General features: G+C 72.1%; 21 protein-coding genes and 1 tRNA gene. 11 read left to right on the top strand and 11 right to left on the bottom strand.

Going from position 1 to position 25123, the window contains the following annotated elements; all coding sequences use genetic code 11:
• Positions 1–183: 183 nt before the first annotated feature.
• Both AB0G04_RS32795 and AB0G04_RS32790 read right to left on the bottom strand, forming a co-directional pair.
• Positions 184–1071 carry an SDR family oxidoreductase gene (locus tag AB0G04_RS32795; protein ID WP_360990727.1) on the bottom strand — a complete coding sequence of 296 codons (888 nt, stop codon included), beginning with the start codon at positions 1069–1071 and terminating at the stop codon, positions 184–186.
• Positions 1068–2456: an FAD-binding oxidoreductase gene (locus tag AB0G04_RS32790; protein ID WP_360990724.1), complete on the bottom strand. Its 1389-nt coding sequence runs from the start codon at positions 2454–2456 to the stop codon at positions 1068–1070. Before AB0G04_RS32790 ends, AB0G04_RS32795 begins: the two co-directional genes overlap by 4 nt.
• A 66-nt stretch (positions 2457–2522) precedes the next feature.
• Between AB0G04_RS32790 and AB0G04_RS32785 the strand changes: the two genes are divergently transcribed.
• Together AB0G04_RS32785 and AB0G04_RS32780 are read left to right on the top strand one after the other, a co-directional pair.
• Positions 2523–4121: an alpha/beta fold hydrolase gene (locus tag AB0G04_RS32785; RefSeq protein WP_360990721.1), complete on the top strand. Its 1599-nt coding sequence runs from the start codon at positions 2523–2525 to the stop codon at positions 4119–4121.
• A 58-nt stretch (positions 4122–4179) separates the two neighbouring features.
• Positions 4180–5322 (top strand): hypothetical protein, encoded by a 1143-nt coding sequence (locus tag AB0G04_RS32780; RefSeq protein ID WP_360990719.1) that lies wholly within the window; start codon positions 4180–4182, stop codon positions 5320–5322.
• 45 nt (positions 5323–5367) lie between these two features.
• Here AB0G04_RS32780 and AB0G04_RS32775 read toward each other — a convergent pair whose 3' ends face one another.
• Positions 5368–6363, bottom strand: a complete 996-nt coding sequence (locus tag AB0G04_RS32775) for an endonuclease/exonuclease/phosphatase family protein (protein ID WP_360990717.1) — start codon at positions 6361–6363, stop codon at positions 5368–5370.
• Positions 6364–6531: 168 nt separating this feature from the next.
• Here AB0G04_RS32775 and AB0G04_RS32770 point away from each other — a divergent pair.
• The 4 genes from AB0G04_RS32770 (at position 6532) to AB0G04_RS32755 (ending at position 10729) form a co-directional block, all read left to right on the top strand.
• Positions 6532–6663 (top strand) — tRNA-OTHER (locus AB0G04_RS32770).
• A gap of 24 nt (positions 6664–6687) precedes the next feature.
• On the top strand, positions 6688–8823 hold the full coding sequence (locus AB0G04_RS32765; RefSeq protein WP_360990714.1) for a hypothetical protein: 2136 nt from the start codon (positions 6688–6690) through the stop codon (positions 8821–8823).
• 93 nt (positions 8824–8916) lie between these two features.
• Positions 8917–9126: a dodecin gene (locus tag AB0G04_RS32760; protein ID WP_360990711.1), complete on the top strand. Its 210-nt coding sequence runs from the start codon at positions 8917–8919 to the stop codon at positions 9124–9126.
• A gap of 61 nt (positions 9127–9187) precedes the next feature.
• Positions 9188–10729, top strand: coding sequence for a class I SAM-dependent methyltransferase (locus tag AB0G04_RS32755; protein ID WP_360990708.1), 1542 nt, complete (start codon positions 9188–9190; stop codon positions 10727–10729).
• On the opposite strand, the gene AB0G04_RS32750 is transcribed toward AB0G04_RS32755, so the two are convergent.
• From AB0G04_RS32750 to AB0G04_RS32725, 6 genes are all read right to left on the bottom strand, one after another.
• Positions 10726–12132, bottom strand: a complete 1407-nt coding sequence (locus tag AB0G04_RS32750; RefSeq protein ID WP_360990706.1) for a phenylacetate--CoA ligase family protein — start codon at positions 12130–12132, stop codon at positions 10726–10728. The two genes, AB0G04_RS32755 and AB0G04_RS32750, sit on opposite strands and share 4 nt — an antisense overlap.
• Before the next feature lie 113 nt (positions 12133–12245).
• Positions 12246–14723: an FtsX-like permease family protein gene (locus AB0G04_RS32745; RefSeq protein ID WP_360990704.1), complete on the bottom strand. Its 2478-nt coding sequence runs from the start codon at positions 14721–14723 to the stop codon at positions 12246–12248.
• Complete coding sequence (locus AB0G04_RS32740; RefSeq protein WP_360990701.1) at positions 14720–15397, bottom strand: ABC transporter ATP-binding protein; 678 nt, start codon at positions 15395–15397, stop codon at positions 14720–14722. Before AB0G04_RS32740 ends, AB0G04_RS32745 begins: the two co-directional genes overlap by 4 nt.
• Entirely contained in the window at positions 15397–15798 is a 402-nt protein-coding gene (locus tag AB0G04_RS32735) for a hypothetical protein (RefSeq protein WP_360990699.1), read from the bottom strand. Before AB0G04_RS32735 ends, AB0G04_RS32740 begins: the two co-directional genes overlap by 1 nt.
• 83 nt (positions 15799–15881) lie before the next feature.
• The gene (locus AB0G04_RS32730; protein WP_360990696.1) at positions 15882–16541 is read right to left on the bottom strand and encodes a response regulator transcription factor; all 660 of its coding nucleotides are present in this window, start codon (positions 16539–16541) and stop codon (positions 15882–15884) included.
• A complete protein-coding gene (locus tag AB0G04_RS32725; RefSeq protein WP_360990693.1) occupies positions 16538–17707 on the bottom strand; it encodes a sensor histidine kinase in 1170 nt (389 codons plus the stop codon). The genes AB0G04_RS32730 and AB0G04_RS32725 overlap by 4 nt, the downstream gene beginning before the upstream one ends.
• 250 nt (positions 17708–17957) lie before the next feature.
• On the opposite strand from AB0G04_RS32725, the gene AB0G04_RS32720 reads away from it, so the two are divergent.
• On the top strand, positions 17958–18440 hold the full coding sequence (locus AB0G04_RS32720) for a GNAT family N-acetyltransferase (protein ID WP_360990690.1): 483 nt from the start codon (positions 17958–17960) through the stop codon (positions 18438–18440).
• Positions 18441–18443: 3 nt separating this feature from the next.
• Here AB0G04_RS32720 and AB0G04_RS32715 read toward each other — a convergent pair whose 3' ends face one another.
• Entirely contained in the window at positions 18444–19691 is a 1248-nt protein-coding gene (locus tag AB0G04_RS32715; protein WP_360990688.1) for a low temperature requirement protein A, read from the bottom strand.
• Positions 19692–19727: 36 nt separating this feature from the next.
• On the opposite strand from AB0G04_RS32715, the gene AB0G04_RS32710 reads away from it, so the two are divergent.
• The 3 genes from AB0G04_RS32710 (at position 19728) to AB0G04_RS32700 (ending at position 23815) form a co-directional block, all read left to right on the top strand.
• Complete coding sequence (locus AB0G04_RS32710; RefSeq protein ID WP_360990685.1) at positions 19728–20603, top strand: alpha/beta hydrolase; 876 nt, start codon at positions 19728–19730, stop codon at positions 20601–20603.
• Positions 20600–22879, top strand: coding sequence for an EAL domain-containing protein (locus AB0G04_RS32705; protein ID WP_360990682.1), 2280 nt, complete (start codon positions 20600–20602; stop codon positions 22877–22879). The genes AB0G04_RS32710 and AB0G04_RS32705 overlap by 4 nt, the downstream gene beginning before the upstream one ends.
• A 141-nt stretch (positions 22880–23020) precedes the next feature.
• Positions 23021–23815, top strand: a complete 795-nt coding sequence (locus AB0G04_RS32700) for a sigma 54 modulation/S30EA ribosomal C-terminal domain-containing protein (protein ID WP_360990679.1) — start codon at positions 23021–23023, stop codon at positions 23813–23815.
• A 31-nt stretch (positions 23816–23846) separates the two neighbouring features.
• Here the strand turns inward: AB0G04_RS32700 and AB0G04_RS32695 are convergent, their stop codons facing one another.
• Positions 23847–24593: a L,D-transpeptidase family protein gene (locus AB0G04_RS32695; protein ID WP_360990676.1), complete on the bottom strand. Its 747-nt coding sequence runs from the start codon at positions 24591–24593 to the stop codon at positions 23847–23849.
• A gap of 122 nt (positions 24594–24715) precedes the next feature.
• Between AB0G04_RS32695 and AB0G04_RS32690 the strand changes: the two genes are divergently transcribed.
• Complete coding sequence (locus AB0G04_RS32690) at positions 24716–25123, top strand: SRPBCC family protein (RefSeq protein ID WP_360990673.1); 408 nt, start codon at positions 24716–24718, stop codon at positions 25121–25123.

Below are 25123 nucleotides of genomic sequence, written 5' to 3'. Positions count from 1 at the left end.
AGGAGCCATGGACGGCGTCGGTGCTTTTATCAATGCGGCCGAAACTCCGATGAAACGATGCGGGCGGCTTGACTGCTCGCTTCCCGGTGAGCCGCAGTGGCGAGAGGTCTGCCGGGGTCCACGCGGGGAGCTGAGGTGCCCCGGCAGCGGGCGCCGGGCCGGTGGGACAGGCCCGGCGCGCCGCTATCCGGACTGGCCGGCCGGCACTGCCGGCAGTGTGAACGCTGCCGCGAAGTCGCGGGCGAAGCCGCCGATGCCGCGCGCCGGGCGGCCGGTGATCGCCTGGACATGGCCGGTCGTCCGCTCGAAGCCGCCGGCGCGGATCAGGCCGAAGACCCCGGCCAGGTGCACGGCGAGCCAGTCCGGCAGGCCGGCTCTCTCGAACCGTGGTCTTGCCTGCTCCTCGGTCAGGTCGACGGACCGGACGGTGGTTCCGGTCGCCTCCGTGAGTGCCGCCGCCACGTCCGTGAACGTGATCGGCGCAGGGCCGGTGAGGTCGTACGTCCGCCCCGCGTGGCCGTCGGCCAGGAGCGTGACGGCGGCTGTCTCGGCGACGTCACGGACGTCGATCATCGCCACCTGCCGCCCGGCGGTGGGTGCGTGCAACAGGCCCGTCTGTGCGACACCGCCGGCGACCATCAGCAGGTTCGTCATGAAGAACGCCGGCCGGAGGATTACCGCCGGTACCCGCGAACGGAGCAGGCGCGCCTCGATCTCGCCGTGCCAGCGGAAGGCGGGCAGCGCCGATGCCGGATCGGCGTGCATGGCCGAGAGCTTCACGATCCGCTGGACGCCCGACTCGGCCGCGGCATCGATCACCGTGGTCTCGTGGGCGACCTTACGAGGGCCGTCGGCGGCGCTGAGGTACACGCACTCGACCCCCCGCAGAGCGCGTCGCAGCGAATCAGGGTCGTCGAAGTCGCCTGGGGCGAATCTGACGTCGCCGAGCCGGGCCGCGGCCACTTCCGGGTCGCGGACGAGAACGACGGTCTCCGCGGCGCGGTCCCGCAGTGCGTGGACGACGTGGGTGCCGACGGTACCCGTGGCACCGGTGAGGAGGATGCGGGTCATGCGACTGCCTTTCGGTCGGTGGCCGGAGGGATGTTGTGGCCGAGACGGAAGATGTTGGCCGGGTCCCAATCACGCTTGGCGGCAGCGAGCCGGGCGTAGTTGGCGGCGGTGAACGCGGAACGCGTCCTGGTGTGGTCGGTCAGAAGGGTGAGGAAGGAACCACCGGTCGCGTGCGGGCGCAACCGGCCGGTCAGGCGGTCGAGGGCCGTGTCGGCTGCGGTGCGGTCGGCGGTGAGGTAAGGGGCGACCGCCATGACCGAGAACGGCACATCACGGTGCCCCGCCGGGCCGGCGTCCGCGCCGGGACGCGCCATCACGCCGCCCCAGTGCCGCACCTCGACGAAGGCGAGCGGGGAATCGGCGGCGCCGGCCTCGACGATCGCGTGCAGCACCTCGTCGGGCAACGTCCGGAACAGCTCCACCTCCTGGCGGTTGGCCATCGGCGGCGCATCCGGGCCATTGGTGGCGTCACTGGCCTCCGGAAATGTGCGCATCCCGAACGCCTCGAGCAGTGGCGGGCCCGCGGCCTCGAGCAACGGGGCGAGAACCCGGGGCCCGTCGTCGCCGTGGTGGAACACCCGGACGGCCAGGACACGCCTGCCCCGCAGCGGCTCCGGAATCAGCGGCGACGGGGGAAGGCGGATCAACAACACCGCCGTGTTCATGGCGTCGGGCTCGTCGAGGGCCCACTGACGGTAGGCGGCGAGGACGTCGAACGCGCGTTCCATCGGATACAGGGACATGCCGGAGTACACCCGGGCCACCGGATGCAGGCGGAACTCCAGCGAGGTGACGACGCCGAAGTTCCCGCCGCCGCCGCGCAGCGCCCAGAATAGGTCCGGATGCTGCCGCGCGTTCGCGGTCAGCACCGTCCCGTCGGCGGTGACGACGTCAGCGCTGACCACACTGTCGGCCGCGAAGCCGAAGGTCCGTGACAGCCACGACTGCCCGCCGCCGAGCGTGTACCCGGTCACCCCGACCGTCGAGCAGCGGCCCGCAAGCCCGGCGAGGCCGTACCGGGCGGCGGCGCGGTTCACGTCCGCCCACACCGCTCCCGGGCCGACGCGCGCGACCCGGCGCTGCGGGTCGACTTCCACGCTGTTCAACGCGGTCGTCTTGAGCAGCAGGGCGCCGTCCGCGGAAACGACCGTGCCGTGGCCGGTCGCCTGCACGGCGAACGGCAGAGCATGCTCACGAGCGGCGAGGATCGCCGTTCGTACGTCATCGGCCGTCGCGGCCGTGGCGATGAGAGCCGGTCGCGACTCGATGGTCCGGTTCCAGCCCAGCCGGTGCTCGTCGTAGCCCGCCTCGCCGGGCCGGAACAGGTCCCCGTCGAACCGGCGTCCGGGTCCGGCGTCCTGAAGTGAGAGGTGCTGTTTCGTCATGGGCCGAAGTTATGGCAGGCGTGGCCGGGAACGGATGTGGCCGGGATGTGGCCCTAGGCTGGGTGGGTGATCGTGCGGGTGCTCGGTACGGCCGGCGTCCACGCCGTGGACGGTTCGGTGCCCGGCCTGGAACGCAAGGCGCGCGAGTTGCTGACCATCCTCACCCTGCACGCCCCCGCCGCGGTATCGCTCGACGAGCTGGCCTGCCTGCTCTGGGACGACCCACCACCGTCGGCCGTCAAGACACTGCGAGCCCATCTGTCCCGCATCCGCGCCGCGTTGCAGGCCGTCGAACGCGGCGCCGGCGTCGAGCGGGCCGGACGTGACGCGTACCGCCTGGCCGTCCCACCCGAACGCACCGACGTCGGACAGGTTGCCCTGGCCCGGGCTCGCGCCCGCCGCCTGCTCGCCGACGGCCGTCCCGACGGTGCCGCCGCCGTACTGGCCGAGGCCCGCGCGCTGTGGCGCGCCGACCCGGAGCTTCCGCACACAGCGGCGGCCGCGGCGCTGCGGCGGGGCTGGCACCAGGAGCGGCGGCTTCTCGTGCAGGAGCACCTGGGCAGCCTCGCGGCCGGCGGCGACCCCGGCTCTGCCCTCGGTGAGCTGGAGCAGCTGACCACCGCCGATCCGCTCGACGAGCCGTCGTGGGTGCACTACGTGCGCGCGCTGCACCGGGCCGGCCGGCAGAACGAGGCGCTTCGCGCCGCGGCCGGAGCCCGTGCCGCGCTCGTCGAGGTCGGCCTCGACCCGTCAGCCGCGTTGCGTGAGGCGCAGGCCGAGGTCCTGCGCTCATCGCCCCGGCCGGCCGCTCCGGCCGCGACCGTCACGGTGCCGGTGCGCTATGCCACCGGCGAGGACGGCTCCACCGCCTACACCCGGCTGTCCGAGGGCGGCCGCGATCTCGTCGTGCTCAATCCGGCGCTGCTCACCATCGACGGCCTCCTCGACGGCGCGCACGCCCGGTCGGGGCTGGCGGTCCTCGCCGAGCACGCCTCGGTGGTCTGTCTCGATCGACGCGGGATCGGCCTCTCCGACCCGCTCGACCCGCACCGCGCGCCATTGGACCAGTGGGTCGCCGATGTACGCCGGGTCCTCGATGCTCTCGGCGTCGGCCGGGCCGACCTGTTCGCCAACTTCGACACCGGGCTCGTCGCTCTCGAGTTCGCCGCCCGCCACCCTGATCGGGTGCGCTCGCTGATCCTGGCGCAGTGCTATCCCCGGTACACCCGCAGCGGCGACTATCCGTACGGGCTGGACCCGAGCACGACCGAGACACTGATCCGCGACACCGTCTCACCCGCGGACCCGGCGCAGGGCGTGGACTCCGTCGCCCAGGCGGCGCCCAGCACCGCCGCGGACGAGGAATTCCGGCAGTGGTGGAACCGCCTCGGCCGCCGCGCGGCCGGCCCCGCGGTCGCCACCGCGGTCCGTACGGCCGCCACCACCACCGACGTGCGTCACCACTTGCCCGACGTCACCGCGCCCACCCTGGTGCTGCACCGCCGCAACTGCCTCAATGTCGACATCGGGCATGCGTCCTACCTGGCCGCACACATGCCGGCCGCGCGCCTGCAACCGGCGGCCGGCACCGACGCGCTGTGGTTCACCGACTCACGTGAGCTGCTGCGGCACGCCATCGACTTCCTCGGCGCCCCTGTCGGCTGAGCGGCTTGTCCGGCAGCTTGTAGGTTGACGGCGTGCCGGCGAGCGGATGGGGCAGCCCGTGAAAGAGGCAGCAGAGAACGACGCGACCGTGACCGCCGGCGGCGAGCGGCTGTCGTTGCGCCGGCACAGCCGCCGGGCGTTCGATGCCCTCGTCGTGGAGGGTGTGCTGCCCACGTTCCTGCTGTGGGCGGTGGTGGTGATCGTCCGGTCCGGACCCGTCGACTACCGCTGGTTCCCCGCACTGGCCGGGATCACCGCCGCCTACTGGGCACTGCTCGTGCTGCCCGCGTTCGTGATTCGCCTTGTGACCGCCCGGCGGACGTCGCTGACACTGTCGCGGGACGGGATCGAGGGCCTCTCCCCGTCGGCGGCCCTCGTCCGGTGGCAGGACGTTGCCGGCGTGCGAGCCGTCCGGCGGCTGACCGGTCGCCGCGTGCAGGTCACCAAGCGCGGCGGCGCATCGATGCTGCTCCACGCGCCACGGTCGGGGTGGCTGCCGGATCCGCGGTTCGAACGGGACCTGGCCGCGTTGCGGGAGTGGGCCGTCCGGCACGGCGCCCCGATCGATCCGGGCAAGCCGCACCCCCGCGAACCGCGCCGGCTGTGGTCGCCGATGACCATCGCCGGGCTGGTTCTCGTCGCGCTGCTGGTGGCCGCGGGCCTGCGGACAGTCGATCGTGGAGTGGTCTGGCCGTGGACGCCGATCGCCTCCGGCGTCACCGGCGCCTGCCCGGCGCTGGAAGCCGCCGGGCTGGGGCGCCACTGGCCCGCGGACACCCGCGAGCACGTCCTTGACGAGACCCGGGACTTCGGGAGGCTGCATCTCTCGGAATGCCGGTGGCACAGCCCTTTCGGTACCGACCCCGCACCGTTCGACCTGCTCGTCGTGACCGTCGCGCGGCACGGGCCGGGCCCGGAGTCCAGTGCGGTCGCCAGTGCGGCTCGCAGCCATGACGCCGAGCGCGCCGCGATGTCCGCGCCACGTCCGCTGACCGGAGTGGGCGATGAGGCGGTCGTCATCTCCGACGCCGGCCTGGTTGTGGTGGCGGCCCGCAAGGCCAACGTCACGGTGGTCATGTGGGCGAACCTCGACAGCCATGATCGGGCGCAGAACGCTGCCACGTCGGCGCTCCGAGTCCTCACCACGGCGATGATGGCCGATGTCCGCCTCGATTCCACGGAGCGCCGGGGAGACGGGTGATCGGTAGCTGCCCCCGGACAGGTGGCTCCGGGGGCAGCTGCCGGGTCAGCCGATGGAGACGGTGGCGGTGCCGATGACGATGCGATGGTCGGAGCAGGAGCCGGCGGCGTACGCGGATGTCGCCGGGATGCCGGAGCAGCCCGTCGAGATGCTCAGCGAGTCGCTGTTGTAGGAGCCGGCCAGCCGGTTCTGCCGGGCGAAGATCAGGTCGATCTTGGCGAGTCCGCCACAGGGTGGGGTGGCACCGGGCGTGCCGGTTGCGGACCACTCGCCGTACCCGAGGCAGTTGCCCGCGTCGTTGTCGTCGAGTTCCCGGTAGGCACCGGTGTTACCGCTGTTGCCGGCCACGTTCAGCGTCGGTGAGTACCAGTTGTTGAGGCGCCCGTAGTGCGGCTGGGCGTTGAAGTCGCCGGCGATGACGGCCGTGTCGCCCGCACTGTTGAAGGCTTCCATCTTGCCCAGCACGAAGTCGAGCTGGTTCTCGTTGTACCGCTTGCCGTTCGGTGCCGTGTCGTTGTTCGTGGTGATGTGGGTGGTGCAGAAGTGCATCTTCGGCTGTGCGGTCGGCGCCACGCAGGTCAGGTTGCGCTGCTCCGGCCGGGTGTCCGACGGCAGCGTCCAGCGCTGGGCCCCGTTCAGCGGGAACCGGCTGAAGATGGCGTTGCCGCCCGGCTGGGTGTTGCCCACACCCGGCGCGCAACCTTCCACCGCGTTGTTGCTGGGCGAGAACCGCGCGAAGTTGCTCTCGTCGGCCGGGTAGTTGAGCTCCCGCAGCCGGGCGATCAGCGCGTGGTACTGACCTTCGCAGATCTCGTTGAACGCCACGAAGTCGGCGTCCCGGTTGATGATCGAGCCGGCGGCCGCGTCGATCAGGCCGTCGGTGGTGCTGCCGCCGTGCATGGTCGAGCCGGCGACGTTCCACACCCAGAAGTTGTACGTCGCGTTCACCGCTGCCGCGGCCGGAGCGCCCGGCATGACAGCTCCGCCCACTGCGAGCAGGGCCGTGGCGGCAGCGACCGCGAGACGTTGGTACAAACGCATTCAAGCTCCCCGTTATTCAAGATCGTCGAGGCGCATCATGCCATTGTGGACGGCCGGCGTCAGCCCCGGATGAACCGCGAATACGCTTCGAGGCGGGGATCAGGCGGTGGGCGGGTGGCACGCGAAACTCGATGGCCCGCGAGGGCGGGTGGTGTGATGATCTGGGGCGGGTCGCTAGCTCAACCGGCTGGAGCGCTCGACTTGGTCAGCACGTCCGCTCTCCGTCTCCGGCGGGTATGGGTGTGCTTCCTTCTTCCTTTCTGGATCGAGAGGTTCGGGGTTCGAGTCCCCGGCGGCCCACTCTGACGCGGGACGGGGGAACACGTGCTCGAGAAGATGATCATCCAGAAGACGCTGCGGGTGCCGGCGAGCGCCGGTGCGGCCGGCGACGGCTCTCCGGTGGCCCGGCAGCTTGACGCCGCGCTGCTCGAGGCGGGGTTCTCGGCCTCGCGTGAGCTGCTGGAACATGTCGGTGCCCTGGCGCCCGAGCCGGCCATGGACCTCGCGGCCACCGTCGTGTCGGCGGTCCGCGAGCTGGTCGGCGACCACGTGCGGCACAACGCCTACTTCATCGGCTTCCCGCACGCCGTGCCCGACACCGTCGAGTTCTGGGCGGAGCGGCTGCGGGCGGCCGTCCTCACCGGCGGTGGCGCACCGGCCGGCGTGGGCGGGATCAACCTGCTGGCGCTGCCCGGCTACGGCACCTACCAGCACACCTACGCCGAACTGCTCGCGGCGCACGACGAGCTGATCGCGTCCGCCGGCGACCGGATGACCCTGCTGCGTCTCGGCGGCCCGGTCGAGGTGGAGGCGCAGCGGCTCTACCTGGCGCTGGCCGGTGGCGTGACGCCGCTCGGCGAGGCCGACCTCGCGATCCTCAGCGAGCTGGCCCTGCTGTGCGCGGACGGTGAGCAGCCCGCCGAGATCCCGGTACGGGAGAACCGCGCCGTCCTCAACGGCGTCCGTCTGGTGCTCGCCCGTCCGCTGGTCGCCGTGGACACCACGACCGACGTGCTGCGCCTGGCCTGCCAGGTCTCCGGCGGTGACGTGTCGCTGATGACGCGTACCCGGTTCCGCACGTTCCGGCGCGCCGAGCGGCGGATCCTGCTGCAGGCACTGGACCACGTGGTCGGCGCGAGCCCGGCCAAGCTCGGTGACGTCGCCCGGTACGCGGAGCGGTGGAAGCGGCTCGGCGAACGGCTGCACCCGCACGAGTACCCACAGTGGCCGCATGCCCAGGCGGTGTTCGCGGTCGCCCGCGGCGAGCGCAAGGTGCACAACCTCGCCGGCCGTGCCGAGCAGGCGATGCGGGCCGGTGCCGTCGGCCGGGCCGCGTCGGTGCTGTCGGCCGCACCGGGACAGCTGCTGCGCTCGGCGGACCGGCTGCTGCGGTCGGCCGGCGAGGACGAACTGGCCGTCGTGGTCGACGCGGTCGGCGGCGCGCTCGGTTCGGCGTCCGGCCGGGTCCTTCTCTCGCTGCGCGAGCACGTCGACAACCGGCTGACGCCCGCGAACGTACGGATGTACGCCAGCCGGTCGCGCCGCGCGTGGGTCGGCCGGGACGAGCGGCCGACGCTGCCGGCCGGACTGGTCGCCGAGCTGTCGGCGCTGCTCGACACCGAGATCAGCGCCCGGCTGCCGGCGCCCGAGCGTCCGCTGCTGGTCGACCCGGACGTGCTCGGTGTCGCCCTGCCGCTGTCCGGCAAGGCGGCCGAGGACGGCTTCGCGGTGCTGCCGCGCGGCTCGCGGGCACCGGTCTCCGGTGAGCTGCTGCGGTTCTTCACGTACTGGCGGCAGACCAGCAGCCGGACCGACTACGACCTGTCGGTGCTGCTGCTCGACGAGCGGTTCCACACCGCGGGCCAGGTCTCGTTCACGAACTACCACCACGACGGCGCCGTGCACTCCGGCGACATCACCGAGGCGAAGAACGGTGCCACCGAGTTCATCGACGTGCCGTTGACGGTCGCCGGCCGCTACGTGGTCCCGCAGGTCAACATCTACGCGGGGGAGTCGTTCGACCGGGTCGCCGAGTCGATGTTCGGGTACCAGACCCGCACCCTGAAGCAGCGCGGTGCCCCGTTCGACGCCCGGACCGTGCGGGCCCGCTCGCAGATGCGCGGGAGTGGCCGGGTCGCGCTGCCGATGGTCTTCGCCAACGGTGAACGCGGCTGGGAGGCCGTCTGGCTGCACCTGTACCTGACCGGCCGGCCGTCGTTCAACCAGGTCGAGGGGAACCGGTTCACCACGGCCGACCGGGTGCGGGCCCTGATCGAGCGCCGCTACCTCACGGTGGCCTACCTCGTCGATCTCTGGCGGGCGCGGGCCGAGGTGGCGACGTGGGACGGCCGGCTGCCGGACGAGCCGGTCACGTTCATCGGTCTCGAGGCGCCCGAGGGCCTGCCGCCGGGATCGGACGTGATCTCCCTGGACCGGCTCACCGAGTTGATCCCCGGGTGACACTGGGTACTCCCGGCTGTCGCGCACCGCTGTCTCAGCGACGCTGAGACAGCGGTGCGCAACAGCCAGACGGCAGGGAGAAGGGAGTTCGTCGTGACACACCACGTGTATCGGCTCACCGAGGTGGTCGGCAGCAGTCCGACAAGCGTCGACGACGCCATCCGTACCGCGGTCAAGAAGGCGGCGGAGACGGTACGCAACATCGAGTGGTTCGAGGCGAAGGAGATCCGTGGCCAGGTGGTCGACGGGGAGGTGGCCCACTACCAGGTCCTCGTGAAGCTCGGCTTCCGCGTCGACGACTGACGGCGGAACCCCGGTCCGGGCGCGCGGTATGCTCCATGATCGCCGTCCGGACCGGTACGCCATGGGGGGAAGAGTCATCGACCAGCAGCCGCGTTACGTGCTGTTTCCCGGCCGTCATCACCTGCTGACCCGCTTTCAGGCCGACTATCTGCACCGGCTCGCCGCGGACAGTTCGGCCACGATCGTGTGGGCGGTGACGTCGGCCAACCACGACAACACCCGGCGCAACCCGGTCCCGTACCACCGGCGGGAGGCCGCGATCGAGCGGTTCAGCCTGCTCAGCGGTCTGCGTTCGCTTGTCGTGCCGATCTTCGACACCGCACCGACCGACGCGTTCGCCGACGTCACGCTCAAGAGCATCGCGGTGGCCACCGGCATCGACCTGACCCCGGACGACACCGTGGTCGCCTGTTCCACGCCGGAGGTGGCGAAACTCTACGAGCGGATCGGCTTCCCGATCGCGCAGGTCGAGGCCGACCCCGAGTTGCGTACGACCCCGGAGCGGCCGTGGGACGTGCTGCTGCGGCTGGCCGCCGGCGACGACTCCTGGCGCAAACTCGCCCATCCGGCGACCATCGACGTCTTCGAACGGTACCGGCTGGCCGAGACGGTCCGGACCGTCGTCGAGGACCCGCTGGTCGGCGACGAGGGCGGCCTCACCGCCACCCGCGACTACCGGACGTACGTGGAGGCGTTCGCCGACGCTGCCGAACGCAAGTGGTCGGCCGTGCGGCAGTACGTGCGCCCCGGCCGGATCGTCGACATCGGGTGCGGCGCCGGGTCGCTGCTGGAACTGGCCGACCGTGAGCCGGGCCTGCACGAGAGCGACCTGATCGGCGTCGAGGTCGCCCGGCACCTCTACACCGAGTGCGTGCACAAGAAGGCCCAGGGCGTCTTCCGTAACGCCAACGTGTACTTCTACCAGCGCAACGTCCTCGGTGGCGCGATCTTCACGGACCGGTCGGTGGACACCACGCTGACGTTCGCGCTGACCCACGAAATCTGGTCGTACGGCCGGCAGCGCGAGTCGCTGCTCCAGTTCGCCCGCCGCATCTTCGACCACACCGTGCCCGGCGGCGTCTGGATCAACAGCGACGTCTGCGGGCCCGACGACCGCCGCCGCGAGGTGCTGCTGACGCTGGCCACCGACGACGGCGACAACCCGGAGCACCCGCGGCATGACCTGGCCGGACTCACCTCCGGCGAGGTCAACCGGTACGTCGCGGGCCTGTCGACGCGGGCCCGGCTGGACCAGTTCGCGGCCGACTTCGCGTTCCCGTTCACCTTCGAGCCCGCCGCCGGCGACGGCACCGTGCGCCTGGAACTGGGCGCCGCCATGGACTTCCTGACCCGCAAGGACTACGTCGACAACTGGCTGTCCGAGACCAAGGAACAGTTCTGCGGCCTGTCCTTCGCCGAATGGTCGGATCTGCTGGCCGAGGCCGGTTTCGAGCTCGACGCCGCCTCGGCACCGATCCGCAACGGCTGGGTCATCGACAACCGGATCGCCCCGGTCGCGTCGCTGACCGAACTCGACGGCACCCCACTGGACTGGCCGACCACCCATCTGCTCGTGGTGGCGCGCCGTCCCCGCAACAGCTAGCCGGCGGGGCGCCGGGTGTACCGGTGCTTCACGCCCTTCGGGAAGTACTCCGGGTCGTCGGCGGCCCGGAGCTCCACCCGGGGCAGCTGATGCCCGGCGGGCACGTAGTGGGCGAACTCGCTGTTGAGCCGCAACAGTTCGGCGCGGATCGACTCGGCGGCGAGCCGCTCCCGCTCCGGTGTGGCCACAGCGCCCGGCGCCAGCTCCACCACCACCGACAGCCAGCGGTCCCGGTCGGCGTCCTCGACCGTGCTCAGCACGAACCGCCCCGTCGTCCAGCCGCTCACCGCAGGTTGCTCCAGCCCGACGGTGACGTTCTCCGGGTACACGTTGGCGCCGAAGAACGAGACGGTGAACAGCGAACGCCCGAAGAAGTGGACGAACGGCAGCTCCGGTCCGTCGCCCGGCTCGAAACCGTGCTCGCGGCAGAACGAGACCATCTCCGCGTACGAGAAGAGCCCGCCCTCGTCGGCGATGTGATAGCGCACCAGCGGCACCGTCCCGCCGGCACTGAACACGAGCGTCCCGTCCCCGGCCGTCTCGAACAGGCGCGCCGCCGGGTCGTACTGCACCAGGGTCGGCAGTCGCGAGTCACCGAACAGCCCCGATGCCAGGTCCGGGCGCCCCGCGAGAAAACGGCGGATGCGTACGCTCAACGGCGTCTCGTTGCCGAGCACCCCCGCGTCCGCCGTGCCGTAGAGCGAGGCGACCCCTGACTCCGGGTCGGTGATCCCGGCGCGCGCGGCCATCAGATCACGCCACTGTTCGCTGAACACCTCACCGGCCAGCACCAGTTTCACCCGCAGCGACGGCCAGTCCACACCGCGGGCCACCCCGGCGTCGACGACGTTCTTGACGAACGGCGGATAGCCCAGCAGCACGGTCTGCTCGAACAGTGGCCCGAGCTCCCCGATCACCCGGAGGATCTCGTCGACGTCGTTGCCGGGCGCGGCCACCGTGATCCGATACCCGCCGGCGGCCAGCTGCCGGCAGGCCGCGACGGTGTACATGCCACCGACCCAGTTGCCGAGCGCGAAACAGACCACCGCGAGAGTGCTGCGCTGATCGGCCCGGAACCCGTCCCGGAACACCTGCTCGAACCGTGCCGTGACCGGCCGCTCGTCCTCGACCGTCCGCGGCCACACCGTCGGCCGGCCCGACGACCCGGACGACACCGCGACCATGGCGGCCGCGTCGAGGCGCCCGCCACGGCAGCGCTCCGCCAGCCCGTACCGCTGGTGGTAGTTGCTCTTGGTCATCAACGGGATCCACGACGGATCACCGACCGCCGACGGATCCACGCCGTGCTCCCGCAGAAAGCTCGCGTACGCGGGGACGCTCCCGGCCGCGTCGCGGAACAGGGAGAGGACCGACAACGGTTCCGTGCCGCTGGTCTCGTGCATCCGGTGCTCCCGTTCTCGAAATGGCATTCCCCGCTACCGTCTTACCGGATCAGCGCCGCGATGGGGCCCGCATGGCACGCCGATGGGACAACGCTCCGGGGACCGCCGGGCTGTCAGTCGACGGCCAGCGCCGCGACCGGGCTCACCCGGGCCGCCCGGCGGGCCGGGAGCAGGCCGGTCAGGACGGTGATCGCGGCGATCGCCACCACGATCGCCGCGAGCCGGCCGGCCGGGAAGGTCAGTGGCAGGTCCAGGCGCAGCGACTCCAGCGTGAGCCAGGCCATCGGCACGCCCAGCGCGATGCCGAGGACCGCGCCGATCAGGCCGTACAGGCCGGCCTCCATGCCGACCATCACCCGCAGCCGCGCCCTGGTCAGGCCCAGGGCGCGGGCCAGCCCGAACTCCCGGGTCCGTTCCAGCACCGACAGGCCGGTCGTGGTGCCCACCCCGACCACGGCGATCAGCACGGTCAGCCCGAGCAGCCCGAGTGCCGCCGCGAACAGTGACGAGATCTCGCCGTCGGCCTTGTCGCGTTCGTCGGCGAGAACCGCCACCTCGGCACCGGCGGGGGCGCCGATCCGCCGGAACGCGGCCACGGCCTCGTCGCGGGTCCCGGTGCCGATGTCGGCCAGCACACCGGCCGTCGCGTGGCCGAGCGCCGCCAGATCACCGTCGGTCAGTACCGCGCCGGTACGCAGTGGGCCGTCCCCGGTCAGCACCGCCACCACCTCGGCCCGGACCGTCCCCAGCGTCACCACGTCACCGACCCCGGCGTCGAAGTCCTCGGCGGCGACCGACGACAGGATCACCTTGCCGGGACCGAGGGCGGAGACGTCTCCGCCGGCCACCTCCAGGGTGCGCATCGTCGGCATCGCCGTCAGGTCGATCGCGATGGCGCCGTGCGTGAACCCGCCGGCGGCGGAGCTGAAGTCGGCCATCCGGAACGGTGTGACGTCCCGGAACCGCGGGTCGGCCCGCACACCCGCCACCGCCTGATCGAATCCGGACGGTGATTCGGCGATCATGGCCAGGTCGGCCGGGGTACGGGCGGCCATCGTCCGGTCCGTCCACAGCTGGAGGCTGCTGATCCCGACGACTGTGCCGGCCAGCATCGTCACGCCCAGCGCGACCACCACCGACACCGCGGCGGCGCGTCGTGGCGTGCCGCCGATCCCGCTGACCGCGAGCCGGCCGGTCGCGCCGAGCCTCCGCAGCGGCCATCCGGCCACCGCCAGGACCGGGCGGATCAGCAGCGGCCCGAGCACGATCAGCGCGCCGAAGGCCAGCGCACCCACCCCGACGAGGTAGAGCAGCGCCTCCGAGGAGCCCATCGAACGGGCGGTCAGCCAGCCCATGCCGCCGGTCGCCACCACCAGCAGCAGGCCTCCCACGAGGCGGGGTGTGGCGATCCCGCGTTCGGCGGACAGCGTGCTCGCCGACCGCAGCGCCTGCAACGGGGAGACCCCGGCCGCGGCGAACGCGGGGGCGAGCACGGCGCCGGCGGTCAGCAGCGTCGCACCTGCCACCACCGCGACGGCCGAGAAGACTGAAAGATTAGGACCGGTCAGCGTACGGCCGAACGCGCCCGCGATCGCCGGCGCGGACAGGCCCGCGAACCCGGCGAGCACCACCCCCGCCGTGCCGGTGACCAGGCCGGTCACCGCCCCCTCGACGGCCAGTGCCACCACCAGCTGGCCCCGCTGGGCGCCGATCGCCCGCAGCAGGGCCAGCTGCCGCAGACGCTGGGCGAACACGATCCGGAACGTGGAGGTGGCGACCAGGGCGGCGGCCACCACGGCGATCGCCACGAACATCGCCACCAGGGCGAAGATCTGGTCGAACTGGCGCACGGCGTCGCGTGCCTCCCGTACCCGCATGGCCTCGCCCGTCGTGATGCTGACGTAGGCCTGCGGATCGCGGAGCAGCCGTTCGGACAACCCGTCCATCATCGCCGTGACGTCGGCGCCGTCCGCGGCGATCACCTCCACCCGGGCGAACCCGGCCTCCCCGCTGAGCGCGGCTACCGTCGCCTCCGGCGCCCAGGCCCGTTCGGCGCTGTCCCGCGGCCCGTCGACCACCCCTGTCACGGTCACCGTCACCGGCTTCCCGTCGGGGCCGCCCGGGTGCAGCCGCAGTGTGCCGCCCACGGTCGTGCCGAGCCGGGCCGCGGCCCGCCGGTCCATCGCGATCTGCCGGCCCGAGCCCGGGTAGGTGCCGGACACCAGGCGGATCCGCGACAGCGGGCCGGTGCCCGGGTCGGCGAGAAGTTCCAGGTCGTTGCCGGTCCCGGCGCCGCCGACCGTGAACGAGGCGGTCACCCGGCCGGTCGACTCGCGTACGCCGGCGGTGCGGCGGATCTCGGCGACCTGCTGCGGGCTCAGCGGCTCGCCGCCGCCCGCGTACACCACAAGATCGGCCTGTTCCGGTGTCGCGCTGAACGTGTCCAGCGTGGTCCGGGTGACGATCGAGTACGCCAGCACGGTCCCGGCCACCACGAATGCCGCGACCAGCACCGACAGTCCGGTCAGCAGCAACCGGCCGGGCCGGCGCAGCACCCCGCTGAGCTGGGTGCGCAGCACGCTCGCGTTCACTTGTCGGTGTCCTGGACGATGCGGCCGTCGGCGAGCACGAGCACACGGTCGGCGTACCCGGCGGCGCTGGGATCGTGGGTGACCATGACGACGGTCTGGCCGAGCCGGTGCACCGAGTCGCGCAGGAAGCCGAGCACCTCGGCGCCCGACCTCGAGTCGAGGTTGCCGGTCGGCTCGTCGGCGAAGATCACATCGGGGCGGGTGCTCAGGGCCCGGGCCAGGGCGACCCGCTGCTGCTGGCCGCCGGAGAGTTCGGACGGGCGGTGCCCGAGCCGGTCGCCGATACCGAGCACCCCGACGACGTGCTCGAACAGGTCGGCGTCCACGGCCCGGCCGGCCAGTTCGGCCGGCAGGGTGATGTTCTGCCGGGCGGTGAGCTGCGGCAGCAGGTTGAACGCCTGGAAGACGAACCCGATCCGGTCGCGGCGCACCGCGGTCAGGGCCCGGTCGGACAGGCCGGTCAGCTCGGTGTCGCCGACCGTGATCCGGCCGCTGGTGACGGTGTCCAGCCCGGCGAGGCAGTGCATGAAGGTCGACTTGCCGGACCCGGACGGCCCCATGATGGCGGTGAACCGGCCGCGGGTGAAGGTGGCCGACACCCCGTCCAGGGCCCGGACCGCGCGGTCGCCGGTCCCGTAGACCTTGACCAGTTCGGTGGCGGTGACAGCGGTCATCACAGGACCAGCTTCGGGATGCGCAGGTCGACGCCGCTGTCCTCGCAGTGACCGATGGCCAGCTCGGTGATCTCGTCGAGAGTGCCGGGGTCCGGCCGTTCGGGAGCGCCGGTCGCCTTGACGCGGTTCCAGTGGACGTAGCTGCCCACCTGGGTGCTGATGCCGTCGTTCTCAAACCGGGTGTAGCGGACCTGCCGGATCTGCTGCTCCCACTTCTCGGCCTCGACCGGGTCGGTGGGGGGATTCTGCGCCTTGTCGATCAGCTCCTGAGCGAGCCGGCAGTCGGCGGCCGACGCGGCGGTCGGGCCGAACCGCTTGTCCCACAGGTAGTTCACCCCGAAGGCGACACCGGCCAGGATGATCGCGGTCAGGAGCCCGAAGGTGATGTGTCTGCTGTTCACGGTGACGATTCTTCGGCGTACGGCGGCTCCGGCGCATTGACGCCAGATCTGATTCAACGGCGGCCCGATGTACGACCCAGGTCTTACACGCCCGGTTTGACCAGGCCGATCTCGTAGGCGAACACCACGGCCTGCACCCGGTCACGCAGTTCCAGTTTAGCCAGGATGCGACCGAAATGAGTCTTCACCGTGCCCTCGGCGACGAACAGCCGGCCGGCGATCTCGGTGTTCGACAACCCGGCCGCGACCAGCTCCAGCACCTCGCGCTCCCGGTCGGTCAGCAGAGCCAGCCGTTCGTCGGCGTGCCCCGGCAGGGTCAGCTGCCCGGAGAACCGGTCCAGCAGCGCCCGGGTGATCCGCGGCGCCACGACCGACTCGCCGGCCGCCACCACCCGGATCGCGTCGAGCAGCTGCTCGGGTGGCGCGTTCTTCAGCAGGAACCCGCTCGCCCCGGCCTGCAGGGCCGCGAACGCGTCCTCGTCGGTGTCGAAGGTCGTCAGCACCAGCACCCGCGGGCCGTCCGGCCCGGCACAGATCCGGCGGGTCGCCTCCACCCCGTCCATCACCGGCATCCGGATGTCCATCACCACCACGTCCGCCGGTGTACGGGCCAGCAGCGCGAGCGCCTCGGCGCCGTCCCCGGCCTCACCGGCAACCTCCATGTCGGCCTGCGCGGACAGCACCATCCCGAACCCGGCCCGTACCAGCGCCTGATCGTCGACGAGCACGACCCTGATGCTCATGCGTCCTCCCTGACCGGGATCATGGCACGGACCACCCAGCCGCCGTCCGCGCCGGGTCCGGCGGACAGTTCGCCGCCGTGCACGGCCACCCGTTCCCGCATGCCGAGCAGGCCGTTGCCGCCGCCCACGGTGGGCGCGATCCCGCCCCTGCCGTCGTCGCGGACCTCCAGCACCGCGCGGCCGGGTTCCACGAGCAGCGTCACCGCGACCCGGGTGCCCGGGCCCGCGTGCCGCAGCACGTTCGTCAGCGACTCCTGCGCGATCCGGAAGACGGTCAGCTCCTCGGCCGGCGAGAGCCGCGTGGTGTCGCCCTCGATCCGGGACTCGGCGTCGAGGCCGGCCGCCCGGGCTCGCTCCACCACCGTGCCGAGCTGCCCGAGACCCCGGCGGCGGCGGTCCTCGGCGTCCTCCGCCTCGCCCGCGCCACGCAGCACCGCCACGATCCGGTGCATGTCGTCGAGCGCCTCCCGGCCGGTGCCGGCGACCGTACCCATCGCCTGGCGGGCCCGTTCGGTGTCGGTGTCGAGCACGTAGCGGGCCCCGTCGGCCTGCGCGATCATCACGGCGAGGCTGTGCGCCACCACGTCGTGCAGCTCGCGGGCGATGAACGCCCGCTCGTCGGCGGCCGCCAGCCGGGCCAGGTGGTCGCGTTCCCGTTCCGCGGTGGCGGCCCGCTCGGCCAGCACCAGGCCACGTTCCCGGTTCGTCCGCAGCACGTAGCCGATCAGCCACAGCGCGCTACTGCCGGCCAGGACGATGGCCTGCTCGGCCAGGTACGGGTAGTCGAGTATCGACCCCGGCCAGTCGGTGTCGATCCGGACGACCGCGACGACGATCACGCCGGCCGCCACCACCAGTCCGGACAGGTACACCGCCGTCTGGTCGGGGGAGTGCGTCACCACTGCCAGCATGGCCACGAGCAGTGCGACGTCGTACGCCGCCGGAATCGCCGACGCGAACGCCACCTGCACCGCACCGAGGACGGCGACCGCCGCGAAGACCCGGACCGGGGCGTGACGCCGGGCGATCAGGGCGGCGGCCATGGCCACGCCGATCGCGACGTCCCACCAGGACAGGGCGCGGTACTGCACGGCGACGGTCGCCACCACCGTCGCGATGATCAGATCCCACAGGATGGCCAGCTGCGGGGCCCACCGACCGGACATCCCGCCACCATAGACGCCCCACTCACCGCCGACGCGGTGCCGGCGGCGAGGACCGCGGCGCCGGCGTACCCCGGCGCCGAAGAGCCGGTATCACCCGCGCCGGCGTCGATGCCCGTCCGGTAAAGTGCCGCGCATGAGTATTTTCGCCGCTGATCGCACCCGTCTCGTCTGACCGGTCGCGACACCGTTCGTCGCGTCGCGGCCGGTTGATGCCCACGTTGCTGGTATCAACTCCCCGAGAGGCAGACGCATGCTCATCCGCTCGTTCTCCGAAGCCGACGTGACCGCCGTCATCGACCTGGCCGTCGACGTCTTCGGACCCTTCCACGAACAGTCCTTCCGCCCCGCCGTCGGCGAGACGATCTTCATCAATCAGGACGCCGGCTGGCGTCAGAACTACGCCCGGACGATTCCCGGCCTGCACGCCCCCGGCGACGGCCGCCAGATCGTGGTGGCCGAGGCCGGGGGCGAGATCGCCGGCTTCGTGGCGTGGACCGTCTCCAAGCCCCAGCGCAACGGCGAGCTCACCCACGTCGCGGTCGCGGCGGCCCATCGCGGGTCGGGGCTGGCCACGGCACTGTGCGAGCATGCCTTCGCCGAACTGAGGCGGGCCGGCGCCGAGGTGGTCACGATCGGGACCGGCGGTGACGACTTCCACGCCCCGGCCCGCGGACTGTACGAAAGCCTCGGCTGCACCCCGTTCCCGCTGGTCACCTACTACCGGGAGCTGTGACCGTCACACCTTGGCGACCTTGATCTCGCCGCGCCGGTGCTGGCGGACGCCGACGGCGACGCCGAGGATCACGACGGCGGCGCAGAGTCCGACCAGCATTGGTGGGGCGACATCGAGGGTCGCGATCACGACGACGGCCGGGACGCCGAGGCCCGGCCAGATCAGGGCCGGCCGGTACCGCTGGGACAGCACGGCCTGGATGAGGCCGGCGCTGAGCAGATAGCCGGCCACGCCCGCGCCCAGGATCGCCCGTGCGCCGCCGCCGAGATGACCGTCCGCGCCGTGGGCGATGGCGTGCTCCAGGCCGACCGCCACCGCGGCCAGGCTGATGGCGACCGGCAGGTGGGCGTACACATAAAAGTCGTGGACCCCCTGCCGGGTCCGCTCGCCGCCCTCCTGGACCAGTCGCCGTTTCGCGGCACCGCCGGACAGGTCGAAGTAGGACCACCACAGTGCCGCGGCCAGCAGGAACGCCGCCGCCCCGGTGGCCACCACCCCGGCCGCCCACTTGCCGTCGTGCAAGCCGTGCACGGTCGCCGCGACCGACTCGCCGAGCACCAGGATGACGAACAGCCCGAACCGTTCCGGCAGGTGCTCCATGTGCAGCGGCGGGGCGTCCCGCACCCGGGCCGCCATGGTCGGCCCGAGCAGGTCCACCAGCACACCGACACCCCACAGCACGTACCGGCCGGGCGCCGCGACCATGAGTGACACAAGCCAGAACGCGGCCCCGGCGGCGTGCCCGATCAGGTACGGCCGGATGCCCCGCCGGGTCTCCGGCAGATCCCGCCAGACCCGAAGATAGCCGGCGATCAGTACGAGGCGCAGCGTCACGTAGCCGAGCACGAACCACTTCCCGGCCGCACCGGTGACCTGGTCGGCGGACGCGGCCATCACGATCACGCCGCCCATCCCGATCAGGGTGAGCAGCCGGAAGATCGCGTCGTCGGTGTCGAACCGGTTCGCGTACAGCGTGACGCTCGCCCACGCCCACCAGCCGACCGCGAGCACGGCGGCGAACCGTACCCCGCCGGTGAACGTCTCGTCCTTGATCAGAACGTCCGCGCATCCGGCCACGAACAGCACGAACGCCAGATCGAAGAAGAGTTCCAGCCGGGTCGCCGACCGGTTGGTCTCCTGGTTGACGTCCGGCTCGCGGACGAGCTCACGCCCCTCCCGGTCCTCCTTGTCGAGGCGGGCGCGGTCCTCGGCCGACGGGCCGCCGTTCTCGGTGCTCTGCTCTGTTGCCACGGCCACGCCGTACCCGAAAGATGCGGTCTTCCAACCATGACGGTCGAAGCAGCGTCCTGCGGGTACTGGCAGGTGATGCAGATCCGCGACATCGCCCGCATGAGTCCGGCAGAGTTCCGGGTGGCCATGGCGGCGCCCGGCCCGGCCGACGGGTTCACCAGCCGTCACCCGATCGTCGGAGGCCTGCGGCTGCACGTACGCTCCAGGCCCGGCGGGGACGCGTGGGTGCTGCTGCACGGTCTCGCCGTGTCCCACCGGTATCTCATGCCGACCGCCATGGCACTGCCGGGCGGCGTCCATGTGCCGGACCTGCCCGGTTTCGGCCTGTCCGAGCGCCCGCGCGGGGCCTGGGACGTGCGAGAACATGCCACCGTCGTGGCGGCCTGGATGGACGCCACCGGTCTGACCGGCGCGGCCGTGCTGGGGAACTCGTTCGGCTGCCAGGTCGCTGTCGAGCTCGCCGTCCGCCGGCCCGACCTGGTGTCGGCGCTGGTACTGGTGGGCCCGACGGTCGACCCGGCCGCGCCGAGCTCCGCCGGGCAGGCGTTCCGCTGGCTGCGCGACCTGGCCGGCGAGGATCCGCGCCAGGCCCGCATCATTTCCCGCGACGTCCGCGACGCCGGTCCGCTGCGGGTGGTGCGGACGCTGCGGCACAGCACCCGGCACCCGATGGCCCGGCGACTGCCGCTGGTCACCGTCCCCGTGCTCGTCCTGCGAGGCGAGCACGACCGGATCGCGCCGCCGCGATGGGTGGCCCAGGCCGCCGCCCTGGCCCCGGACGGCCGGGCCGCGACCGTTCCCCGGGCCGCCCACAACGCGGTGACCACCGCCGGGCCGTCGGTCGCCGAGCTAGCGACCGCGTTCACCGGCTCGCTCAGTTCCGCGCCGGATGCGCCGATACGGGGGATGTGAGCGATGAGGTCGCCCGGCGGCGGGCCGTCTCGTCCTGGGTTCTCCTGGGTGCCGGCGTGCCCGTCGCGGTGTTCGTGGCTGCCGCCGAGGCGACGATCGCGACGGCGGCGTACGTCGCGGGAGTCCTTGTCGCGGTGGTCGCGGCGGTAGTCGGCATCCGCGGCAACCTTCCCCGCGGGCACCGGCGGCCGTGGCTGCTGATCCTGGCCGCGCTGGTCGTGTCGTTGGTGGGGGAGTCCACCCGTCTTCTGCTCCGCCTGGTCGAACCGCTCACCCACACCCCGCTCGCCATGCTCCCGACCGTGGTGATGCTGCCCAGTTATCTGCTGATCGGGGCGGGGGTTCTGGACCTGTTGCGGCGCAGCCGGGCGACCGACGACGACCCGGCCCGCGTGGACACCGTGCTGATCTTCGTCGGATCGGCGCTGCTGGTGTGGTCGCTGTGGATCGAGCCGTGGATCGTCGGTCCCGATCCGCGCTGGCAGAGCCTGCTCGCCGCGTTGATGCCGCTGATCGCGGCGCTGCTGTTCGCGTTCGCGATGCCGATGCTGCTGCTGGGCCGGACCGGCGAGCCGGCGCTGTGGTTCTTCGTGACCAGCGGCGTCGCGTTGCTCGGCGCCAACACGCTGCTGGCCACCCGAGGCTGGTTCGCGCCCAGCCCCGGCAGCCTCCCGTTGCACGCCGTTGGCGGCGCCATGCTGATCGCCTACATCGGCATCGCCGCCTGCGTGCTGCACCCGACCGTCATCGTCCTCGGCCAGCCGGTGCAGGGCCGGTCCCGGCTGCTGCACAAGGGCCGTACCGCCATGATCAGTGCCACGCTGTGTGTCCCGACGATTCTCAGTGTGGCTGCCCCTCCGGCGGGCCGGACCTTTTCTCTGGTACGGGCCACGCTCGCCCTGACACTGATCGGCCTCGTGGTCGCGCGCGTGGTCCGGGCCAACAACTCCCGCGCCCGCGCCGAGCAGGAGGCCCGCTGGCGTGCCCAGCACGACTCCCTGACCCGGCTGCCGAACCGGGAGAAACTGGCCGCCACCGTCACCCGCTGGGCGGCCCGTGCCGACGAACAATCCCGGGTCAGCGTGCTGCTGCTCGACCTGGACCGGTTCAAGCTGATCAACGATCACTGGGGTCACGAGACCGGCGACGAGCTGCTGCGGGCCGTCGCTGCCCGGATCACCACGGCGACCCGCACCGACGACCTGGTCTGCCGGGTCGGCGGCGACGAGTTCGCCGTGGCGCTGACCGCCCCCGCCGACGAGCCGGTGGCCGAGCAACTCGCCGAGCGGCTGCGTGCGGTGCTCGCCGAACCGCTCCCGCTGACGGTCGGCGCGGTCGACATCACCGCCTCGATCGGCATCGCCCACGCCGACGACGGCAGTACCGCGGTCGAACTGCTGCGCGACGCCGACACCGCGATGTACCGCGCCAAGGCTTCCGGCCGTAACGGCTGCACCGTCTTCGACCCCCGGCTGCGCGAACAGCTGCAGCGGCGGTTCACCATCGAACGGGCCTTCCGCGGCGCTCTCGATCAGGGCCAGCTCGCCGTGCACTATCAGCCGCTCGTGCACCTGGCGACCGAACGGGTCGACGGGTTCGAGGCCCTGATGCGCTGGACCCATCCCGAACTGGGCGCGGTGTCACCCGTCGAGTTCATCCCGGTCGCCGAGGACACCGACATGATCGTCACGGCCGGGGCGTGGCTGCTCGAGGAGGCCGCCGCCCAGGCGCAGGCCTGGCGGGCCGCGAATCCGGGACGGGGTCCGTTGCATGTGTCGGTCAACTTGGCCGTACGACAGCTCAGGGAACCCGGTCTTGCCGAGTGTGTCGGCGAGGTCCTGACGCGGACCGGGTTGCCGCCCGAGGGACTGTGGCTGGAGGTCACCGAGTCCGGCTTCATGGAGGATCCGGAAACCTGCCTGCGGACCCTGCACGACCTGGAGAGCCTCGGCGTCACACTGTGCCTCGACGACTTCGGTACCGGTTACTCGTCGCTGAGCTATCTCCAGCGTCTGCCGGTGGCCATCGTCAAGATCGACCGGGCGTTCGTAGCCGGGGTCGGCGAGGGCGGGCCGAACGAGTCGATCGTCCGGGCGGTCCTGGCCATGTCACACGCCCTGGGGAATCGGGTGGTCGCCGAAGGAGTGGAGACCGCCACCCAGCGGGACTGGCTCAGATCCAACGGCTGCGACTTCGGGCAGGGCTGGCTGTACGGCAAACCCCTGCCAGCGGCCGCGCAGACCGCCGCCTTCACTCAGCTCGCGTCCACCGGATAGCCGCCCGGCGCACGGTGTCACCCGGAAGAGTAGGGCCGATCGGCTGTTCCCCGGCAGGGCGAACCGTCCATAGGCTCCGAACGGTTGGTCACGAGGCGTGACCGCCCGGCCACCCCGCATTCATCCGGAGGACGAGGGCTCATGCCGGACACCCGTGACGTGACACGCGAACGCCCCGCCGTGCTCGGCCCGATCACCGAAGCCGAGGCGGCGCACACCCGGCTGGTCATCGGTGGAGCCCTCAGCACGGTCGAGCACCCCGCCGACCGGCTCCGGTTGCGCCTGAGCCGGCACGGCGGACTCGAAGCCTGCCCGCCGGTCGTGGTCGCCCAGGTCAACGTGACGGTCCGGGCACGGATGATCCGGGTCCAGGCGGCGGCACCCACCCTCGTCGAAGCGGTCGACCAGGCCGGCGAAGCCCTTCTGCACCGGCTGCAGCGCCTCGACCGGCACCTCACCGCCGAACGCACCGGCGACGTCGGATTCACCGCGGCGGACTGGACCTCGCCGTACCCGCAGAACCCGGTCGGACCGGTCGGGCCACCGACGGAGCAGGGCCGGATCGTACGGATGAAGGACTGTCACCTCGCCGTGCAGAGCCCCGACTCGGCGGCCTTCGCCATGGACCTGCGCGACTACCCGTTCCATTTGTTCGTCGACGACAGCACCGGAGTGGACGCGCTGATACACCGCGGCGGCCCCACCGGCTACCGGCTGCACTTCTCGGCCACGGTGCCCGCGCCCCGCAACTTCACCGTGCCGATCTCGATCCAGCGCTGGCCGGCCGTGCCGATGCCGATCACCCGGGCGGTCGGACTGCTCAACATCGCGCCGGAGCGCCCGTACCTGTTCTTCACCGACCCCCGCACGCGGCGCGGCCGGGTCCTGTACCGCCGTTTCGACGGTCACCTCGGACTCCTCGCGCCGATCTGGTGACCGCGGACCCGCCGCGGTGTGTGCTGAGAAGTCAGGCCTTCCTGATGGCGGAGGAGGGCGCCATCACGATGCGTGGCTTCTTGGCGGGGTCGAGCCAGGTGAGCAGGCGGATCATGTCGGCCCGGCTGACCGATACGCACCCGGCCGTCGAGCCGCTGCCGCTGGCGTGCAGGAAGATCGCGGAGCCGCGGCGGGTGTCGGCCCTCGTGGTCGCGACGTACTGGCGCCGCGCGGCGTCCCACCGTACTCCCGAGGGCTTGTTGAAGTTGATCACCACGGCGTGGGCGTACTGCTTCGGGTAGGCGGCGAGGCGCTCGGCCTGCGAGATGCGCCACGTGCGCTTCGGTGACGCGGACGGCTGGAAGAGGTTGTACGTGGCGGCGTCCCGGTTGTCGCCCGCCCAGTAGTCGTCCGCGTCGACCTTGCGGTACGGCAGCCGGGTTCCCGGATCCGGCCGGACCCCGAAGGCCTGGGTGAGGGTGAACGTCCCGGCCGGTGTCTGCCCCGTGTCCTGGCGGCGGCTCGAGGCCCACTTCCAGCCGCCGTACCCGGTGCGGGCCTTCATGGTGGCGAAGGTCTGCCGCCATCGGCCGTCCGCGCCGCGCTGGAAGGCGCGCAGGGTCGCATGGGTGGACGTCCAGCTCCGGCCGCTCACCACGATCACCTGGCGGGCCTTGCCGACATGGGCGAGCTCGTCCGGCAGCGCGGCGGTGGCCGGCGCGGCCGGGAGCAGGACCACCGTCATCACGAGCGCGAGCAGTACCCCGATCCTTCTCACGGCTGTCGATCCTCGCAGACCCGGCGGCGCGGGGCCAGATGATCGCGAAGGACGAGTGTCGATCCGGGTAGACGCGGCGCGGGGCCGGATGATCGCGGACGGCGCCTGCCAGACTTGACGGCGTGATCCTCGACCGGTTGCGGCTGACCAGAACCACGGCGGTGTGCGGCCCCTGCCCCGTCGACGAGGTGTGGGACCGCTACCTCCGGCCCGGAAGGTGGCCGGAGTGGTCGCCGCAGATCCGCTCGGTGACATACCCCGCCGGGACGCTGCGGCCCGGCACCGGCGGCGTCGTCCACGGCCCCGGCGGGCTGCGGCTCGGCTTCCGCGTTCTCGACGTCGACCCGGCCGGCCCGGTACGCGCCTGGTCCTGGGCCGTCACGGCCGCCGGCGTCCGGCTGGAGCTGCGGCACACCGTCGAGGCGACGCCGTCCGGGACGCGTACCGGGCTGGTCGTACGGGGCCCGGCGCCCGTGGTGCTGCTCTACCTTCCGGTGGCTCGTCTGGCGCTCCGCCGTCTGGTCGGCTAG

Source organism: Actinoplanes sp. NPDC023801, assembly GCF_040639655.1.
Classification (GTDB): domain Bacteria; phylum Actinomycetota; class Actinomycetes; order Mycobacteriales; family Micromonosporaceae; genus Actinoplanes.
The sequence above is the reverse complement of the archived record's forward strand: the minus strand, read 5'-3'. Positions and strand labels throughout refer to the sequence as shown.